This window comes from Neopusillimonas maritima (assembly GCF_003576595.1).
GTDB classification, from domain to species: domain Bacteria; phylum Pseudomonadota; class Gammaproteobacteria; order Burkholderiales; family Burkholderiaceae_B; genus Neopusillimonas; species Neopusillimonas maritima.
On the sequence record NZ_NQOU01000002.1, the window covers coordinates 23,678 to 42,699 of the forward strand.

At 53.5% G+C, this 19,022-nt stretch carries 16 protein-coding genes and 1 tRNA gene; 4 read left to right on the plus strand and 13 right to left on the minus strand.

What is annotated here, in order from left to right:
* Positions 1 to 94 precede the first annotated feature (94 nt).
* The 3 genes from atpB to CJO09_RS05110 form a co-directional block, all read right to left on the minus strand.
* On the minus strand, positions 95 to 976 hold the full coding sequence (gene atpB, locus CJO09_RS05100; protein ID WP_119441404.1) for a F0F1 ATP synthase subunit A: 882 nt from the start codon (positions 974 to 976) through the stop codon (positions 95 to 97).
* 82 nt (positions 977 to 1,058) lie between these two features.
* Entirely contained in the window at positions 1,059 to 1,502 is a 444-nt protein-coding gene (locus CJO09_RS05105) for an ATP synthase subunit I (RefSeq protein WP_119441405.1), read from the minus strand.
* Positions 1,503 to 1,604: 102 nt separating this feature from the next.
* Positions 1,605 to 2,381 (minus strand): enoyl-CoA hydratase, encoded by a 777-nt coding sequence (locus CJO09_RS05110; protein WP_119441406.1) that lies wholly within the window; start codon positions 2,379 to 2,381, stop codon positions 1,605 to 1,607.
* 30 nt (positions 2,382 to 2,411) lie between these two features.
* Between CJO09_RS05110 and CJO09_RS05115 the strand changes: the two genes are divergently transcribed.
* A complete protein-coding gene (locus CJO09_RS05115; RefSeq protein ID WP_119441407.1) occupies positions 2,412 to 4,202 on the plus strand; it encodes a M61 family metallopeptidase in 1,791 nt (596 codons plus the stop codon).
* On the opposite strand, the gene CJO09_RS05120 is transcribed toward CJO09_RS05115, so the two are convergent.
* Positions 4,195 to 5,097 (minus strand): NAD(P)/FAD-dependent oxidoreductase, encoded by a 903-nt coding sequence (locus CJO09_RS05120; RefSeq protein WP_119441408.1) that lies wholly within the window; start codon positions 5,095 to 5,097, stop codon positions 4,195 to 4,197. The genes CJO09_RS05115 and CJO09_RS05120 overlap by 8 nt on opposite strands.
* Before the next feature lie 93 nt (positions 5,098 to 5,190).
* On the opposite strand from CJO09_RS05120, the gene folB reads away from it, so the two are divergent.
* Positions 5,191 to 5,556 carry a dihydroneopterin aldolase gene (gene folB / locus CJO09_RS05125; RefSeq protein ID WP_114421997.1) on the plus strand — a complete coding sequence of 122 codons (366 nt, stop codon included), beginning with the start codon at positions 5,191 to 5,193 and terminating at the stop codon, positions 5,554 to 5,556.
* A 5-nt stretch (positions 5,557 to 5,561) separates the two neighbouring features.
* Complete coding sequence (gene ttcA, locus CJO09_RS05130; RefSeq protein ID WP_119441409.1) at positions 5,562 to 6,575, plus strand: tRNA 2-thiocytidine(32) synthetase TtcA; 1,014 nt, start codon at positions 5,562 to 5,564, stop codon at positions 6,573 to 6,575.
* Between the two features lie 53 nt (positions 6,576 to 6,628).
* On the opposite strand, the gene CJO09_RS05135 is transcribed toward ttcA, so the two are convergent.
* The 5 genes from CJO09_RS05135 to hemA all read right to left on the minus strand — a co-directional run bounded on the left by CJO09_RS05135 (position 6,629) and on the right by hemA (position 10,840).
* Complete coding sequence (locus tag CJO09_RS05135) at positions 6,629 to 7,198, minus strand: UbiX family flavin prenyltransferase (RefSeq protein ID WP_119441410.1); 570 nt, start codon at positions 7,196 to 7,198, stop codon at positions 6,629 to 6,631.
* A complete protein-coding gene (gene grxD, locus CJO09_RS05140) occupies positions 7,188 to 7,520 on the minus strand; it encodes a Grx4 family monothiol glutaredoxin (RefSeq protein ID WP_114421994.1) in 333 nt (110 codons plus the stop codon). The genes CJO09_RS05135 and grxD overlap by 11 nt, the downstream gene beginning before the upstream one ends.
* Before the next feature lie 79 nt (positions 7,521 to 7,599).
* A complete protein-coding gene (gene prmC / locus CJO09_RS05145; RefSeq protein WP_119441411.1) occupies positions 7,600 to 8,418 on the minus strand; it encodes a peptide chain release factor N(5)-glutamine methyltransferase in 819 nt (272 codons plus the stop codon).
* An 11-nt stretch (positions 8,419 to 8,429) separates the two neighbouring features.
* Positions 8,430 to 9,512 carry a peptide chain release factor 1 gene (gene prfA, locus CJO09_RS05150; protein WP_119441412.1) on the minus strand — a complete coding sequence of 361 codons (1,083 nt, stop codon included), beginning with the start codon at positions 9,510 to 9,512 and terminating at the stop codon, positions 8,430 to 8,432.
* A 53-nt stretch (positions 9,513 to 9,565) separates the two neighbouring features.
* On the minus strand, positions 9,566 to 10,840 hold the full coding sequence (gene hemA, locus CJO09_RS05155; protein ID WP_119441413.1) for a glutamyl-tRNA reductase: 1,275 nt from the start codon (positions 10,838 to 10,840) through the stop codon (positions 9,566 to 9,568).
* 172 nt (positions 10,841 to 11,012) lie between these two features.
* Between hemA and CJO09_RS05160 the strand changes: the two genes are divergently transcribed.
* Positions 11,013 to 11,088 (plus strand) — tRNA-Phe (locus CJO09_RS05160).
* A gap of 234 nt (positions 11,089 to 11,322) precedes the next feature.
* Here CJO09_RS05160 and CJO09_RS05165 read toward each other — a convergent pair.
* The 4 genes from CJO09_RS05165 to CJO09_RS05180 are packed head-to-tail and all read right to left on the minus strand — an operon-like array spanning position 11,323 to position 18,969.
* Positions 11,323 to 11,508, minus strand: a complete 186-nt coding sequence (locus CJO09_RS05165; protein ID WP_245961234.1) for a hypothetical protein — start codon at positions 11,506 to 11,508, stop codon at positions 11,323 to 11,325.
* A 26-nt stretch (positions 11,509 to 11,534) separates the two neighbouring features.
* Positions 11,535 to 14,240 (minus strand): TnsA endonuclease N-terminal domain-containing protein, encoded by a 2,706-nt coding sequence (locus tag CJO09_RS05170; RefSeq protein ID WP_119441414.1) that lies wholly within the window; start codon positions 14,238 to 14,240, stop codon positions 11,535 to 11,537.
* Complete coding sequence (locus CJO09_RS05175; protein ID WP_119441956.1) at positions 14,230 to 16,050, minus strand: site-specific DNA-methyltransferase; 1,821 nt, start codon at positions 16,048 to 16,050, stop codon at positions 14,230 to 14,232. The genes CJO09_RS05170 and CJO09_RS05175 overlap by 11 nt, the downstream gene beginning before the upstream one ends.
* A gap of 3 nt (positions 16,051 to 16,053) precedes the next feature.
* Positions 16,054 to 18,969: an ATP-dependent helicase gene (locus CJO09_RS05180; RefSeq protein WP_119441415.1), complete on the minus strand. Its 2,916-nt coding sequence runs from the start codon at positions 18,967 to 18,969 to the stop codon at positions 16,054 to 16,056.
* Positions 18,970 to 19,022: the final 53 nt, after the last annotated feature.

The window sequence follows — 19,022 nt, forward strand, 5'->3', positions numbered from 1 at the left end:
TCAATAAGCCAAAATTAAAAACTGCTTTGCAAGAAAACCTTGCTATCCAGCAGACCGACCCCGTTGAAATAAGGGCCCGCCCGCTAGGAATTCATTAATGGTCTTCGTGAGCCAAACCAACGTAAACGAGGGTTAGCATCATGAAGATGTAGGCCTGCAACACCACGATTAACACGTGGAAAATCGCCCAGGCGGAGCCGGCCAGAATATGACCGATACCCAAACCCACACTGGCACCATTAAAGCCTGCCGCCGCACCACCCAATAGGGCGATGAGCATGAAGAGCAATTCGCCGGCAAACATGTTGCCGAACAACCGCATACCCAACGACACCGTTTTGGCGGCATATTCCATAAGGTTCAACAATATGTTGAACGGAATAAGAAGCACACCCACAACACCGTGACCGTGGAAGGGAGCCGTAAACAAGCCTTTTGTGAAGCCCAGGCCACCCTTGACTTTAATGCCGTAGTAAAGAGTGAGTAGCAACACGCCCAACGACATACCCATTGGCACGTTCAGGTCGGCTGTCGGCAAAATACGGTGGTAATAAAGTGGGTCGCCCTGCTCGGCACCCAAGCCTGTCATTTTGAAAATCCATGCCATGAGATCGACCGGAACCAGGTCGAGCGTGTTCATGAGGATAATCCACAAGAATACGGTAAGTGCCAGCGGCGCAACAAAACGACGGCTCTCTTCGTTAGGAATAATGCTTTTGGCTTCGTTCTGCACCATTTCAACAAGCATTTCAACGGCCGACTGGAACCGGCCGGGAACACCGCTTGTTGCTTTATTGGCTGCACGCCACAAGAAAAAGATCACGATAAGCCCCATAAACAGGGACCAGAACATCGAGTCGTAATTCAGAACGCTGAAGTCGGCAATTGCAGTTTGCTTTTCCCCCAGACCATTCAAATGCACTAAGTGATGCTGAATGTAATAGGATTGTGGCGAGATATCACTTGGAGCAGCCATTTGAACCCTTACCTGTTAACTTTTTTAAACAGAGCCTGACACAGAAGTGTGTCAGGCCCATGAAATTGGAATTCGCACCACGTTACGGTAGCCGCCCGAACATCAGCAGCAACACGTAACCTTTCAACACCATGAGCAAGCCGAACAGCAGCGCAGGCCACACAAGCCACGACTGGGCCAGGTAAACCACCAGCACCAGCAATGCAACTGATGCAAACAGCTTAACAAGCTCGCCAACCAGAAACCGACCGGGACTGGCCGGCCGACCGGCAACCATGGCCAACAGCAGGCGCGCAGCAAAAAGCGCATTAGGAACAAAACAGGACAACGCGCCCAAAAGCGCCGATGCTCCGGCTTCAACCCCTGCGACCCCCCAGGAAACCACAACGGCAACAAGCATCATGCCCGCCTGAGCGGCCAGCACACGAACAAGCCCTTTAACGGCGCTTGCCTGCACTTTTCTGCGCTCGGCCTCAGTTAGCTTTATTGGTTCAAGCCTTACCGGCTCGGTTTCCCCAGGCTTCACAAGCCCCTGCTTCTTTGGTGTCAAACCCAGAGAGTATAACTGGTTTTTTAAGCGTTAAGCAAATCGTAAGGCGGCTTTTTTGTGCAACGCACACCCGGCCCTTTATTCATGCCGAAACTTGGCCTCACGCTTTTCGACGAATGCATTCATGCCTTCTTTTTGATCATGCGTGGAGAACAAGGCGTGGAAGTTGCGGCGCTCAAACAACAAGCCTTCATTCAACGGTGATTCGTATGCACGATTAATGCTTTCTTTGGCCATCATAACCGCCGGCAAAGGCATGGAGGCGATGACCGCTGCAGCCGCCATGGCTTCTTCCAGCACTTTTTCAGTGGGCACAACCCGGGCAACCAGGCCGGCCTGCTCGGCCTCTTGCGCACCAATCATGCGGGCCGTCAGAATCATGTCCATGGCTTTGGCCTTGCCCATGGCACGCGGCAATCGCTGGGTGCCACCATAACCGGGAATAATGCCCAGCTTGATTTCGGGCTGCCCAAACTTGGCGTTTTCACCGGCAATAATGAAATCGCATTGCATGGCCAACTCACAGCCTCCGCCCAGCGCAAAGCCGGACACCGCAGCAATAACGGGTTTACGAATACGGCGCAGCGATTCCCAGTTGTGGCCCAGGTAATCCTGTTTGTAAACATCGGCATACGACCAATCTTTCATCGCCGCAATATCCGCGCCGGCAGCAAAAGCTTTCTCACTCCCTGTTAAAACAATGGCGCCAATGTCGTCGTTTGCATCGAAGTCGCGCATGGCCTGCGCCACTTCATCGATTAATTCATTGCTGAGCGCGTTCAACACTTTTGCCCGATTCAGGGTAACCAGCCCCACACGCCCTTGAATTTCGGTTTTGATCATTGGCTCGCTCATGAACTCTCCTTTGCAAAGTAAACTAAATGCATGAATACAAAACCGTTACTTTACCGCTTAACGCCCGCCGACCCGGCCGGCCACTGTTTTTCAGTTCAACTGACCATTGCGCAACCGAGTACAGAAGGGCAAATACTCAGCTTGCCTGCCTGGATCCCAGGCAGTTACCTGCTACGCGATTTTTCCCGACAAATCCAGGATATTCGTGCCCACGACGCACAAAACGCGCCCGTCGCCATCACCAAAACCGGTTCCCATAGTTGGCAATGCGCCCCTTGCCACGGGGCTTTGCACATTGAGTACCGTGTCTATGCCTGGGATCTTTCAGTACGCGGCGCCCACTTCGACGAAACCCATGCTTTTTTCAACGGCACCAGTGTTTTTCTATTTCCGCACGGCCAAACCAACCAGCCCTGCTTGCTGGATATCTCTCCACCGCCACACACAAACAAATGGAAAGTCTTCACCAGCCTGCCCGAAGCCAATCCTCAGCATTACTCAAAGGCGGCCAAACGCCATGGTTTCGGTCTGTATGAAGCACCCGATTACGATGCCCTGATCGACCATCCTGTTGAAATGGGTACGCCGCAAGTAGTGTCGTTTCAAGCGCACGGCGCCGAACATGAAATGGTGTTTACCGGTGAAATACCGGGCCTGGATCTGAAACGTATCGCCGCCGACACACAGAAAATCTGTGAAGCGCAAATTGCACTGTTCGAGCCGCAAACCAAGGCAGCACCGTTCCTCGATAGCGCTTCACGTTACGTGTTCATGACGATGGTAACCGGCAATGCGTACGGCGGCCTGGAGCACCGGGCCTCAACCGCGCTGATGATCAGCCGCAACGATTTACCTGTTGTCGCGCAAAAGAAAGCACCAGATGGCTACACCACCTTTTTGGGCCTGGTCAGCCATGAGTACTTCCATACGTGGAACATCAAACGGATTAAGCCTGCAGCATTCACTCCCTACAACCTCTTGCAGGAAAATCACACGCGCTTGCTGTGGGTGGCCGAAGGCTTCACTTCGTACTACGACGACCTGATGTTATTGCGCTCCGGCGTTATCAACGAAACCCAGTACTTTTCGCTGCTGGAAAAAACGATTGGTCTCGTCATGCGCTCACCGGGACGCCACCGGCAATCGATTGCAGACAGCAGTTACGATGCCTGGACCCGTTTCTACAAGCAAGATGAAGAGTCGCCCAACGCCATTGTGAGCTACTACAGCAAAGGCGCCTTAGCCGCTTGGGGGCTCGATCTTACTCTTCGAAGCGCCACCAATGGAGCCCGCTCGCTCGACGATGTCATGCTTCTGTTATGGCAACGCTATGGCAAAACTTTTTACACCGGCGTGCAAAAAGGAATTGAAGAAGATGCCATGGCGGGCCTGATTCAGGAAGCCACCGGCGTAAATGTCGATGACTACCTGTTGCGTTATGTCTATGGCTGCGAAGATGTACCGCTAACCAAGTTACTGGCAGACCAGGGAGTCACGCTGGCGTGCGAAAAAAGCAATGCGTTGCCGTCGATCGATGTTCGAACCAAAACCGGCAGCGGCCAATTGGAACTGGCGACCGTCTACAAAGGGGGGGCGGGGCACCGGGCCGGGCTATCGGCCGGCGACCTATTGGTGGCGGTAAACGGGCTGCGTATTACCGACGCCGCCTCACTGGACCAGGCCATGCGCCTGTGCCGACCTAACCAGAGCGTGCCGGTTCATGTTTTCCGCCGCGACGAGTTACGCGTGTACAAAGTGAAAACCGCCTCGCCGCCAAACGATAAATGGACACTGAAACGCGCCCAAACGGCTGCTACTTAGCGTTCGCTTCCAATCTTGCTTGAATCGCCTTGGCCGCGGTTACCCCATCGGCCAGGGCGGTTACCACACACGGATGCTGACGCGATGCCACCTCGCCAATGGCATAGACCCCATCAGAACTGGTTTGGGCCGTATCAAAGTCACTTGAAATAAAACCGCGCGCAGTACACGCCAAGCCCAAGTCGTTCGCAAAATCGGCGTTGGGCGCCCACCCATACATCACCAGCAGAATATCATAAGCCACACCGTTCACCGTGCGCTGCTCAGGGTCAACGGTATACGCCCCGACCGTTAGACAACCAACCGGTAACTGCTGAACAAATTGCTGTTGCGCGCGAACCGTGCGGGCATAAACCTGCACGCTGTGCGCGCCCTTTTCGAACGCAAACAAGGCATTTTCAAATGCATTGTCACCGCCGCCCAGAACCGCAACCCGCTTATTGGCAAAATCAAAGCCGGCAACATGTTGCCCCGGCCCAACCAAAACCCGGGGATCAGGCGGCGCTTGATTTAACCCTCGCGCTTTAACACCTGTGGCCAGCACCAAAAAACGACCTTTGATTGTTTCATTGTGTGGGCCCGATATCTGAAAGCCCGGCGCGCAAACCCGCACCGATTGAACCGGCCACCCCAGACGCAACGCCACTTTCGACTGCGCCAGGCTTTGAGCCAGATTCTGCGCAACCTGCAAACCATTCACACCCGGCAAACTGGCATTCCAATCGTCCATGAACGGATTGATTCGGCACAACCCGCCCACTGCATCGGCGGCGTCGACCAATAACGGCTTAAAGCCCAGGCGCGACAACCACACCGCACACGACACGCCCGCCGGACCCGCACCCACAATCATTGCGTCGTAAAAAGAAGGTGCACTGTTTGCTTGAAGACTCATTGACCCTGCCAGTAAATAACCCAATACGCAAAGTGTATCGGAAGCGATGCCCTATTCGCACTACAATTGCGTCTCACTCATCAGGTTAAACGTATGCTTACCCGCCGTATTTATTTTTCACAGTTGGCGCTCGACGCCCGTATTGGTATCCTTGAACACGAACTGCGTGCCACGCAACCTTTGCATATCGATGTTGAGGTGGACATTGATATTTCGCAACCGGTAAATGATCACAATATTCAAACCGTGCTCGATTACCGCCTGCTACGTAGCGCCATTGTGGAAGAATGTACGCAGGCCCACGTAAACCTCATCGAAACACTGGTCGAGCAAGTGGCCGACCGCCTGTTTCGCGAATTTGCTGAAGTGCGCCACCTGAAACTGCGCATCAGCAAACCCAATGCTTTTTCCGACTGCGCCGCAGTCGGCGTTGAAATTCAACGCAGCCGCAACGATTAATAGTTATGACACACGCCAGCAACGACCCTTCAATCATTCGATCCGATCGCAAATTAAGCGTGAACGAGAACAAACTGGTGAAGCGCCTGGTGCGCGAAAGCGGCCGCGCCATCAGTGACTTCAACATGATCGAAGCGGGCGACAAGGTCATGGTGTGCCTGTCCGGTGGAAAAGACTCATATGGCCTGCTCGACCTGTTACGCATTCACCAGTCGCGTGCGCCCTTTCATTTCGACATCGTGGCCGTGAACCTGGACCAGAAACAACCCGGTTTTCCGGAACACGTGCTGCCTGAATACCTTGAAAGCATCGGCGTGCCGTACCACATTGAAAACCAGGACACATACTCAGTAGTCACCCGCGTGATTCCCGAAGGGAAAACCATGTGCTCACTGTGTTCGCGCCTGCGTCGTGGCATTCTGTACCGGGTTGCCACTGAGCTGGGCGCCACCAAAGTTGCACTTGGGCACCATCGCGACGATATTCTGGCCACCTTCTTTTTAAACCTGTTCTACGGCGGACGCATGAAAGGGATGCCGCCCAAGCTGAAATCCAGCGACGGCAAACACATTGTAATTCGCCCACTGGCTTACTTGCCGGAGAAAGATTTAATCGCCTACGCCAAGCTGAAGGAATTTCCCATTATTCCGTGCTCGCTGTGCGGCTCTCAAGAGAATCTGAAGCGTCAGGAAATTAACCGCATGATCGGCGAATGGGAACGCAAATTTCCGGGGCGCGCCATGAGTGTTTTCGGGGCACTTACGCGGGTGGTGCCGTCGCACCTCATGGACCCAAACTTGTTCGACTTCACGAATCTCGAAGTGGATCCGGCGAGCTTTGAAGGGGATATGGCATTCGACGAAGAAACCTTTCCCGACTTGCCCGATGTACTGACCCCTGCCGATCATGGTGACTCTGACCATGAACCTGCGGCCGGGCAAGCCGCCGCAGAACGGTCGGCCACCGGTCAGAGGATTATTCCGCTTAGCGTGGTAGGAAACTTGCAGAAACTAGGCTGAAAACAGACCTTGATGGCTTAAGTTTTTGCTTAAGCCCTCTTTTTAATAAGCGTTCAGGTGCCTTCCCACTGCGGGCCGTTCACATCAATGTCGAACAGTTCCAGCACGCGTGCCACGGTGTGGTCGACCATTTCGTCGATGGATTTTGGATGGTGGTAAAACGCCGGCAAAGGCGGGAAAATAATGCCGCCCATTTCCGTTACCGCCGTCATATTGCGCAAGTGCGCCAAATTCAAAGGCGTTTCGCGCACCATTAACACCAGGCGACGACGCTCTTTCAAGGTAACGTCGGCGGCACGCGTAATCAGGTTATCGGAAAAACCATGCGCCACCGCTGCCAGCGTGCGCATGGAGCATGGCACTACCACCATACCCACGGTAGCAAACCCGCCACTGGCCAAGGTTGCACCTACATCGCGAAAACCGTACACGCAGTCGGCCAAGCCGTGTACCGCCTGGCGTGTTATCTCAAGCTCGTACTTGATGTTTAGCACGCCCGACGGCGACACCACCACATGCGTTTCAATATCCGGCACATCGCGCAGCGTTTCCAGCATACGCACGGCATAAACCGACCCGGTTGCGCCGGTAATGCCAATAACCAGACGGCGTTTATTCGCCACCAAGCGCGCCCGATTCCTTCAGAACCGTCACCAACTCGCCCGACTCATGCATCTCGGCAAGAATATCGGAACCGCCAATAAACTCACCCCCCACATACAGTTGGGGAATGGTGGGCCAGTTGGAATAATCTTTCACGCCCTGACGCACTTCTTCGTCTTCCAGTACGTTAACCGTGACCAGCTTCGTGACGCCTGACGCTTTCAAAATTTGAATGGCGCGCCCGGAGAAACCGCATTGCGGAAACTGGGCCGTACCCTTCATAAACAAAACAACAGGGTTACCGGTAACGGTTTCTTTAATGAAATCTTGAACTTCGCTCATGGTGCTCTCTAAAGAAATAGGAAGAATATATGAATTATAAAGGCCGAACATTCAGAATGAACGACGTTAAAGGCAGACGCTATAAATGCCCACCGGAAATACGTTCGATTTGGGCCAGGTCTTTCCTGCTTTCGACCCTGTTAAAATCCGATTGTTCCAACAGCGCCCGCACTGCGGCAGCCTGATCCCAGCCATGCTCCAGCCATAACGTGCCGCCCGGTTTAAGCCACCTATGCGCGTCTTGCACAATATGGCGAATCGCCTGAAGGCCATCGGTTTCGTCGGTTAGCGCCTGGCGCGGCTCAAACCGCAAATCCCCCTCGACCATATGGGAATCATTCGACGCAATATACGGCGGATTCGACACGATTACATCGAATTGCTGCGAGCCCAACAGCGCATGGTACCAATTACCGGCATAAAATTCGACCCGTGCGCCCAAACGCGCTGCGTTTTCTTGCGCCACGCGCAATGCAGCCGGGCTGGCATCGGTTGCCACCACTTTGGCTTCTGGACAGGCTAGCGCCACGGATACAGCAATAGCGCCGCTGCCCGTCCCCAAGTCGAGAAAGGCTTTACGATCACTCTGTATACCCTGCAGCGCATGAATTGCCGCCTCAACCAGCACTTCCGTGTCGGGGCGGGGAATCAATACATCTGGAGACACTTTGAAAACATGCCCCATAAACTCGCGTTCGCCGACGATATACGCCACGGGCTCACCCGCTTTACGGCGTTGAAAACAGGCCTCAATCAAGCGCACTTGGTCGGTGGAAAGCGGGTCGGTGTCGTGGGCAATCAACCAACTGCGCGAGACCCCAAGCGCATGCTGCAACAAAACCTGCGCATCCACCCGCGCCAGGCCGCTTTGCATCAGGAAGTCGCGCACACAATGCATTCCTGGCCTGCTTAAACCTGTTCCGCCATGGCCGCCAACATTTCGGCACGCTGTTCCGCCATTAAAGCGTCGGTTACTTCGTCCAGATCGCCCTGCATGATCGTGGTCAACTTGTGCAGCGTTAAGTTAATGCGATGATCGGTTACCCGCCCTTGCGGGTAGTTATAGGTGCGAATACGCTCGGAGCGATCCCCTGAGCCCACCAGGCTTTTACGCTGGGCCGCTTCCTTGCTTTGCTGCTCTTGCATTTGCTTGTCTTTCAAGCGGGCCGCCAAAACCTGCATGGCTTTTTCTCTATTACGATGTTGCGACCGGTCTTCCTGACACTCCACCACCAAACCCGTGGGCAAGTGCGTTAACCGAATCGCTGAGTCGGTTTTGTTCACGTGCTGGCCGCCGGCGCCACTGGCGCGGAACGTGTCCACGCGTAAGTCAGAGGGGTTAATCACGATATCGCTTAACTCGTCGGCTTCGGGCAATATAGCCACTGTACACGCCGAGGTATGAATACGCCCTTGCGTTTCCGTGGCGGGCACCCGCTGAACACGATGCGCCCCCGACTCAAACTTCAAGCGCCCGTACACCCCGTCGCCGTCGATCCGGGCAATCACTTCTTTATAGCCCCCTACTTCGGAAGGGCTTTCCGACATAATCTCGACACGCCAGCCTTTGGTTTCGGCGTAGCGGCTGTACATGCGCAGTAAATCACCCGCGAACAAGGCGCTTTCATCGCCCCCCGTGCCGGCTCGAATTTCCAGAAAGACACTGCGGCCGTCATCCGGATCGCGGGGCAACAACAAGACCTGTAACTCATCTTCCAGCACCTCAAGGCGCTCGCGGCCGATCTTCAACTCTTCTTCAGCCATTTCACGCATATCCGGGTCGGACTGCATTTCCTTGGCTGCCTGAATATCGCCTTCGGTGGCCTCATACTGTTGAAACTGCATCACCACAGGCTCAATTTCCGACCGCTCACGCGACAGTTTACGGAAACGATCCATATCCGAAGCAATATCCGGTTCAGCCAACAAAGCATCAATTTCAATCAGCCGACGAGCAAGTTGCTCCAGCCGGCCACGCATGGAATCTTTCATAAATAAAATGGGATAAAAAGTGAAAGGCGCGCCGTTTAAGAATAGCGGCAGCGCTAACGACGGCGTTCTGAACCCGGCAACAGGCGCGGCAAAAGATCGAGCAATTGCTCGCGTTGTTCAGCATCACTGCGATTCAACGTTGCCAAAGAGCCATGAATATATTTCTGCGTCAGGCTGTGCGCCAGTATCTCCATGACCTCTTCCGGCGCAGTACCTTTAGCCAATAAGCGACGCGCGCGCTCAAGTTCACGCTGTTTAAGTAGATCGGCCTGCTCATGAATATTCACAATCGCGGGAACGATATCGCGGTTCTGCAACCAGTGCATGAAATGCTGAACCCGCGTTTCAATAATGGCCTCAGCCTGCACAACCGCTGCCCGGCGGGCATCGGTGCCGGTTTGCACCATGCGGCCCAGGTCGTCGACGGTATATAAATACACGTCGTCCAGCCGGCCTACTTCTGTTTCAATATCGCGCGGCACGGCCAAGTCGACCATGACTATGGGGCGATGACGGCGGGCACGCGTTACCCTTTCGACCATACCCAAACCCAATATGGGCAGGGAACTGGCCGTACAGGACACGACAATATCGAACTGCTCGAGCGATTGCGGCAACTCGCTAAGTTTTAATGTACGTGCCATAAAACGCGACGCCAAGGTTTCGGCACGCTCTACCGTGCGGTTAGCCACCGTCATTTGGGCGGGGTTCAGCGCCGCAAAGTGCGTGGCACACAGTTCAATCATTTCGCCTGCACCAATAAACAGCACACGGGTTTCGGAAATGTCGCCGAACACGCGCTCGGCTAACCGCACTGCCGCTGCCGCCATTGAAACCGAATGCGCGCCAATAGCCGTTTGCGAACGCACCTCTTTCGCCACCGAAAACGTACGTTGGAAAAGCTGATGCAAAAGTGTACCCAAGCCACCGGCTTGTTCCGCCGCCCGCACCGCCTCTTTCATTTGGCCCAGAATTTGTGGCTCGCCCAACACCATGGAGTCGAGCCCACTGGCCACACGAAACGCGTGACGCACGGCCTCATTGTGATGATGCTGATACAGATGCGGCTGCAAATGATGCGCATCCAACTGGTTGAAATCAGCCAGCCAACGCGGCAAATGCAAAGACACTTCCGGGTCGGCCGCGCAATACAGTTCCGTGCGATTACAGGTGGAAAGAATAGCGGCTTCTTTTACCCGTTCGCCGAATGTCGAGCGCAAACCATCCAGCGCCGGCTTGATTACTTCAAGCGGCATGGCAACACGCTCACGCACCGAAACCGGCGCGGAAACGTGATTCAGACCGAAGGTATAAACGTCGACAGACATTTGAAAAGCGCTTGTAAAAGCCCAGGCAATTGATTCGAACCCCTCATTATACCGGCACTAGGGTTAATACTGTATTTTGTGACAACACCATGAAAATGCAAGACCGGAAAAACCCACGCCGCAACGTCAGCAAAGAACAAAAAATTAGTGTATGATTCTGCCTTTACCGAATGGCCTGGTAGCTCAGTTGGTAGAGCAGCGGATTGAAAATCCGCGTGTCGGTGGTTCGATTCCGCCCCAGGCCACCATTCGGCCCCAGTTATAATGAAAAGTGTGCCGTTAAGCATAAAACCGCCATTCGGAAGACTTATGCTTTAAATCCCGATCGGCAACATTACGCTTTATTGGGATCAGAGGTTAAACTAGAAAGTTTGCCTGAAATTGCTAAAAGCCAGTCGATCTTGGTTCCACAGGTAATCGTATCAACGTAGAGCTTGTGGCTCTCAGGTCGATGATCCTTATTGGCTTTCTCAACTCGAACGTCAATCCATTGCCACTTCTTGAACTGCCGACCCTCCTCGATCATCCGAAAAGGGTACTGGATATAGGCGACGCATCGAACCATCCTGGCTGATGCCCGCCACGCACGAGGTCTCGACGTACTGTGCACTGGGCGAGGGATACGTTTTCGCCAGAATCAGAATGCGCTCCATTCGCCCCAAAGCCAAAGTCCCCTCCTAGTATCTCAATTGCCTTATAGAAGCATCCGAAAATTCCGCTTGTCTGCATCCGACGATTTGAGAAGCCGGTACTCCATACCGCTTGCCACCGCCATCTGCTGGGCGAATTCCTTCTTCGCCTGCACAACGGCGTCCTCAATCTGGTTGTCGGCCTTTACCTCGACAATGACATACTTGAGGCTACCGTCGGGCTCTTCACGCTGGAAAATGAAGTCGGGATAGTAGCTACGCACAGTACGGGAATCGGGATCGATGTACTGAACGAAGAAATCGGACTGCCCATGGGTCAGCATCCCGGTGAAGTAGATCTTCCTCACGCGCTGCTCACGCAACAAATCCCAGAACAGCCAGTTCTCCGAGCCGGAGTCGAAGCAGTAGGTGTCAAGGTGGAAGCTCTTGGCGCGCTCGTCTTCCTTAATTTGCGCGTCGTGCATTCGCACGACCTTGTCCTTCGCCGCCGACACCTCATAATAGCCATTTACAGGTATCTTGATCAGGTCAACCTCGTACTCATCCTTCTTCTCGTACTCGTCGAGATCGAACAACAAACGAAACAGACGTGGAATGATCTCGTCGTAGAGCAGCTCATTAAACTCGTTGGTGATAGCCACCAACTCGTCAGTACCTTCCTTCGTAGCGTCGAGCAGATCCTCCACCTCCAGTGGGCTTCGATTCAAATAGCGAGATACCTCAGCCACCAACGAGAGCCGCGAGAAAACACGCTTCTCACGCCGCGAGGTCAGGTCGAAAGTTTGACTACCAGAAGCGCGAGCGGCAGCAGCAACGGTCAAACCCTCCTGCCGCGTTTCGATCAGCCGGTATTTCTCAACCATTGCCTTCCAGCTTTCCTGGTCAGCACGGGCTAGCCCCAGAGGTTGGCCGGGTACCAGTTTTTTTTCACGCATTTGGTAGAGCTTGCGCACGCGTACCAGTTTGATCTTGACCGGCGGCTCGACCACGCGGATTTCCACACGCTCCTTGTCCTTACCTCCCTTTTGCAGCTCATCAACGCTGATGCGGAAATTCTGCTGCAGCTCATCGTTGAGTGTCTTAAGGTTAGGCTCCGAGAGGAAGACGTGGCCGGTATGCTGAGCCTGGCCGATGGCTCGCAGACATCGCATAGTGGCCTGCAGCACGAACACCTTGGATTTGGGCTCGCGAAACAGCCCCACGCCGAACAGAGAACGGCAGTTCCAGCCTTCCCGCCCCTTGTTGACCAACAGGATGAACTGCTTCTCCGAGCCTTCAGTATCCAGCCGGTTGAACTCACGGATGTCGTCGTTGGTGGTGATTTTGCTGTCGCCTACATTGACTAAAATCCGTGATGTGGGAATGCCGTACTTGAGCAGTGCACGCTCGACGGCCGGCTTCAGTTCCTCCACCAACTCGTCGACAGTGCTAGCGAAGAAGGCCAATTTGGGCAGCAGACCTTCCGGGCGCAAATCGCCTGTTTCTTTGAGAAAGGTCTCGACCGCGATATCGACAAACTCATCATTGCGTGTGTTGGCGTAACCGCGCAACTCCACGTTCTTCAGATAGCCTTTTTCGATGGCCTCCTTAAGCCCGTAGGCATAAACCACCTCGGGCAGCACTTCACGCCCAACGTAGGGCGTACCGGTGTAGTTGTAGCAGGCCACCACCCGCGTACCCGCCGCGCTCAGACTGGTCGCCAGGATGTCGATGGTGGTGCGCAGGCTAGTGTCGGTTTCCTTTGCCCCAACGCCCATGTCCTTGGCCAGCGCCTTGCCGAAGGCATGGTGGGCCTCGTCAACAAAGATGCCCAATTGCTCCAGACGGCGCAGTTTTTCGAAGCGCTGATTGGTGGTGAGCTCGCCTTCTTCCTCTGGCTGATCGAAGTTATAAAGGTCGGCCGCATCGGCATACACACCTGTGGCGGTGAGGGTTTCGCCGGTCGCGCCGAACAACATGTCGACAGAGTTTTTTTCCTTGTGCTTGCGCTTCAGAATGATCTTCTGAGTATTGGAAACAATGATGTTGAAACGCGACCGATCCAGCGTATCGAGCGAGGTGCCTGCCTCTTCTAGGTAGTGGAAACGCAGGTGCATGGTCAGGAAGTTGACGTATTCTGGTGGCACCACACGAGTCAGGTCGAAGGCTTCGATTTCCCTCAACGACTGAAGCACAGTCTTATCCGGCGCAAACACCAGAGCATTGTGGCAGTAACGCTCATCCTTTGGGAACTTGTTAGCTAGCAGGAATTCGTAAAAAACACAGGTCGCCATCAGGATGGTTTTGCCGGTGCCCATCGTCAACGCGAAAATATAGTTCGGGTAAGCGCGAGAGTTCTTGCGCATCCGCTCGAACAGCAGCTTGTACGAGCTCAGCTCCAGCTCGTCAGACTCGCCAAACTGGAACATCTCCTGCCCGGCGGTACCAAGAAAAGAGCCAAACCTACGGCCTTCAAACTTGTCGCTGCGCTCGTACCAGGATTTGAAGATTTCCTCGACCTTGACATTGCCGAAAAACTCTTTCAAAAAAATATAGGTTTCCAGCGCCTCGAACTGCGGCTGACGCAAAAAAGCGGTGGGGCTTTTCTCCGGATTATTGAAGTCGAGGAACTTGCGGGTCAACTCTTTGTAGTTCTGCCGGATCGCCCCCCGATTATCCTGATAAAACTGCCAAAGAAATCGGAAAAAGGCGAAGTTCAGCGATGCGCTGGAACTGCTGGCCGCCTTCTTGGCCGCACGCTTAGTCGCCATGGCTGATACTCCCCTCCCAGGATTCCGACAGCAGATCAGTAATCTTGACGCGGATGGTGCCAGCGCCCTCGGGCACTGAGTACACACCCTTGACCAGGTCGTTCTTGCCGGGGATGTCCACCACCGCTGGCTGCAAAACCGCACCGTCGTAGTTCCAATCGATCAGCACCGATTCGGCCAGCTCCTTCCAATCCTCAACCGACTCCTTATGCAGCGAGAGCTTCTGCAACAGGTTCATCGGATAGAAGCGCTCTATGAGCAGTTCGCCATTCTTGATGGCGACCTTGGCCTGCGAGTCGCGCTTGAACTCCAGATCGGCCTTGTCACGCAGGATGTCCACCACTTCCACATCGATCTTGAAGGGCTTGGCGGCATACTCCAGTTGCGCGGCCAAGTCAGGTTCGTGGCCTATGCAGACGAGTGTAATCTTCTCCACCGGACGGTTCGGACTTTCGTTTTGCTTGCGCTCCCAGGCCTTATAGTCAAAGCCTGCGATCAGCTCATTTAGATCCGCGCGCGTGGCGATGCGGTTGACGGGCATAATCTTGACCATGCGTCCATCCTTCTCGCCATCGAAGACGGTACTGAACTCCAGCTTCTGGATTTCCAGGGCTTCGATCAGCAGTTCCTTCGCCTGAACGGGGTTGCGAAATACGTCATAATGATTGACGTTGTAGACATCAAACCCAGTGTAGTACTTGGTCTCTTCTTCAAGCGACTTCTGACGTAAATCTTCGGCGACACCACTCAGCCGCTTTGCCGTCGTCTGAATTGCACCCAAGTTAATGTCAGCACCGATAAATCGGCGGCCGAGCTTCATCGCTACGGCTTGAGTCGTGCCAGAGCCCATAAAGCAATCAAAAACCAAATCGCCAGAACTCGATCCGAGTTTAATAATGCGTTCAAGTAAATAATCTGGTTTCTGAGTTGGATAACCTGTTCGTTGACCATCTGACGAGTTCAACAAGGGCAGGTCCCAGACGGTGTCTAGGGGCTTACCTGCAGAAACGATATCCTTTACATAACGTCTATAGCGTTCGCCGTTCCCAGCATCACTTAGGACATACTCTTCACCATTTTCATCTTTAATAATGTCGTGCCGATGAGCAACAAAATCTTCATAGCACCACTGCACTGTCACTTCACTTAGACTAAACTCGTCGCTTTTGGCGTACATAAGCAAATTATCATGCTTGGCGTCTAGCTTTTTCTCTCTAGCAGCTGTTCTCTGGCCATAGTGCCAAATTATTTCATTTCTGAAATTCGAAACCCCAAAAATCTCGTCAAGAATCAGTCTTACCCTGTGCGCTTGCTTTTGATCCACGTGCACGATGAGAGCACCTCTTGGAGAGAGAAGCTCTCTAATTAAAACTAAACGTTCATATATGAACTGCAAATAATCATCATTAGCCCAAATATCGGTGTATTGCTTTTCCTCAAACGAGGAATAATCATTCGTAGAAGATCTCCCGTTTAATTTAATCTTTCTGTTGTAGTCCGCCTTCGAGTCAAATGGCGGGTCAATATAAACAAAATCAATCTTGCCCCGAAATTCCTTCAGCAAGTGGCTCATCACCTGAAGGTTATCCCCCCAGAAAATCTTATTGCGCCAGCCGTCCACTTCCTCGCCGTGAACCTCCTTCAACTGTGCCGGATAATACTGCGTGGACGTGAACGGACGTTTGCCACGCCAGTTCAGCATCGGATAGCCCTTGATGGGTTCGAATTCGTATTTTTCTACCGAATCCAGGTATTTCGGGCTGACTTCGGCAACACCCAGATTCAACTGCTCTTTCGTACCATCACTCATCATCTACTCTCTAAACTTCCAATTTTTACTATCGCAATAGGGCCGTATATCACAGCTCAGGCATAACTTGGCCGGGCGCGACGTAATCTGATAGTCCTGCCGCTCAATACGCGACACGATGTCATCAAAACGCGCAATGGTTTTGTCAATTGCGCGATCATCTTTACTAAAGGATACATACGGATTACCCGCATCTTCGCCGGTGTAGTATAGGTGCATCCGACTGACCTTTTGGCCGGTGCGTTCTTCCACCAAATGCGCATATACCTCCAGTTGGTGCTGATACTGGCGAAGGCGGTCGCGGTCTTTCTCCATGTCGGGCTTCTTTTCCGATTTGAAATCGATGATCTCAACCGTGCCCTGTTCGCCCCGAATCAAGTCGACATTACCCCGTAGGATGTACTGATCCTTGATGAGTGAAATCTCAACTTCGGCTTCTTTTATACGATCCCAGTTTCCGTTTTCGCGCTCGTAGTAACGCAGCGCGTGCCCCAACGCCGCCTGTTGCGACGACGGCGCGAGATAGACACGTTCCTTCTTCGACAGCATGGCATAGTTGGCCGAGAACCAGCTTTCGATGGCATCTCGATTCAAGGTTCTTTCCTCGCCGCGCAGCACGGTCTTGTGGATATCCTCGATGGTCTGGTGCACCAAGGTACCGAACAGCATCGGGCTTTCGCGTATAGGAGCGAACTCCAATTCCTTAAAGAAACGGTACTGCTCTGCGCAGTTCTCAAACACCGTAATGTGCGAGGTAAAGGAATACTCCCTCTTGAGGCTGATCTGCTTGACCGCCTCGAAACTCAGTGCTGAAAAGTCAGCATCACGCCAACTGGGCTGCTCGTAGAACATCCGCTCGAAATATTTCGATGGTGACTTACCAAGACCTTTTCCCCGACGCTCCTGTGCGGCCAATACCAACAAATTCTGCGCACGCGAGAAGGCGGTGTAAAACAGTCGCCAGAAGTCAAAATTCTTAATGTGCTCCAACGGCTCGAAGGCTGACTTAGAAAGGTAGCCCCCCTCTTCCAGCGACGCATCCAGTGCACTGTGCTGCTTACGCGGCACTGCTTCGAGCGAACCACACACCACTACCGGGAACTCCAACCCCTTGGACTGGTGAATGGTGAGAAAGGACACACAGCCCTTGGGCGCATATTCAGCCTCATCCTCGTATTCGCCGATACCGCCTTCAACTAGAAAGCGCAGAAACTGATGAAACAGATCGCGGATGTTTTTTTCCAACCATTGCGGATTCAAAACACTGACGAAGTGCAGATACTCGAACTTAGTAAGCAGCTTAGAAAAGGTGCCCAAGTTTCGCGCCGCCCGGCCTTTGTCTAGGCCCAGCACTGCATCTTCCGACAGGAATCGCGAAAACAGTGGGAACTGAAGTAATTGATAAAACAGGCCTGAGAAGGCGTAATCAGTATTCTGCGCCAGCACGGCGTGACGCTTGGCCAGCGGCCGTGCCCAATCCAATAGAGGTTTGTTTTCAGGCTTGCGCAGCTCGTCGGCGAACGTCTTGAAGCACTGGTGATCGTAGTAATCCCAGATGGGTAGCGTTACGCCTGCAGCCCACTCTCGTACTTGGGGAAACTGCGGGAATAGGAAGATCAAGGCGCCTATCATCAGGCGGACCTCCTCGCGCTCGAAAAACATGTTCGAGCGTGGCGAGAACACAGGCACACCCTCGGCTTCCAGGAAGCGCGCCAGCGACACGACCCTCTCATTCTTGACCGAACGGAACAGAAAGGCCGCTTGGTTCCAGTCAGATAACTGCCCCGATTCCTTCAGGCCGTTGAGAAAGGCCAGCACTTCGGCATGCCAATTAACCGCTTCTTCCTGACTGTCAGCTGCAGAAAGGCGAAGCACAGCGGGCACTTCGGGGAAATCATCCTCGCGAGGCACAATCTGCTTGGCAAAACGGAAGGTGCGCGCCCCATCCTCCCAGGTCTGTTCCTTCATCCACTCGTTGTAGAAGCGAATAATGTCCGGATGCGAGCGGTAGTTGACCGTGAGCTTGACCTGTTTGCACTGACCTTCGGCGAACAGCCCGGGAAATTCCAGAATGTTGCGGATAGTGGCACCGCGAAAACGGTATAAGCCCTGATCGTCGTCACCCACCACACATAGATTGCGGCGCTCGCCCGACAACAGTAAAAGAATACGCTCCTGAATAGTATTGGTGTCTTGGTACTCATCTACCATCAGGTAGGTAAGCCTCTCACGCAATTGAGCCAGAGCTTCCGGATGCCTCTGCAGCAGCTGCAACGCCTCGTACTGGATACCGGAAAAGTCAAGAGAGTTGTGCTCCAGCAGGAGCTCCTGATACTTAACGAAACAGGCGGCGAGCGCGCGAATTTCGGGCTCAGGAGCTAGCGTCAACGCTGCGATATCAAGCGCCTCTTCCCCGACCTTATTGAGCCACTTAAGCAGATTCTCTGACTGTTTCCAGCGCCCCGACTGGTCTTCGCCCATGACAAGCTGCGCATCAGGCAGTGCGCGGAATTCCTTGATACGTTGGTACAAAAAATACTGCTGATCAAACTGATCAAACAGTGTGAAGCTACGTTTGAGGCGAGTGAACTCCCGAAAATCTTCCAGCAGTCGCAGGCAGATAGAATGGAAAGTACCCAAATACATCTCGTTCAGGTTGAACTGAATGTCGAGATCGGCCAGCCGATTGGAGATGCGTGTAGTCAGCTCACGCGCGGCTTTATCGGTGAAAGTAACGACGAACAGCGATTCGGGCACAACGCCTTTTTGCGTGATGAGATATACGATGCGCTCGACCAGGGTGAAAGTCTTCCCCGAGCCCGGACCCGCGATGATGAGAACCGGGCCTTCAGTGGCAAGAATGGCTTGTAGCTGCTGCGGATTAGCGTTGCTTTGAAGAGCACTCGTAATAGCGGTCATACTCCACAACACCCCGTAGAGCAGCCAATGTCACCATGCCCTCTACAACTCCG